Here is a 326-nt window from a genome sequence, read left to right as displayed (position 1 = left end):
CTCACCCAACCGACCAACGGCTCGGCGGTTGTCAACAATGACGGGGCCATCGTCTACACGCCCAGCGCCAACTTCCATGGCATCGACACCTTCACCTATACGACCTCCGACGGTGCCGGCGGCACCGCAACGGCGACCGTTACGGTTACCGTAAACCCAGTTAACGACGCTCCTGCGGCCGACGACGACACCGCCACAACGGACGAAGACACCGCCGTCACGATCGACGTGCTGGCCAACGACCGCGACGTCGATAAGGACACGCTAACCGTTTCGCAGGTCACCCAACCGACCAACGGTTCGGCAGTCGTCAACGATGACGGCAA

General features: G+C 62.3%; 1 protein-coding gene. It reads left to right on the top strand.

The genetic code is table 11. The features are described 5' to 3' along the window. The coding region (locus tag GE027_RS22755; RefSeq protein WP_153559513.1) for a tandem-95 repeat protein at nt 1–326 on the top strand (326 nt) is incomplete at both ends.

Origin of the sequence: Roseimaritima sediminicola (genome assembly GCF_009618275.1) — a bacterium.
GTDB lineage: Bacteria > Planctomycetota > Planctomycetia > Pirellulales > Pirellulaceae > Roseimaritima > Roseimaritima sediminicola.
Note: the sequence above shows the minus strand (reverse complement) of the source record. Positions and strands in the feature narration are given on the sequence as shown.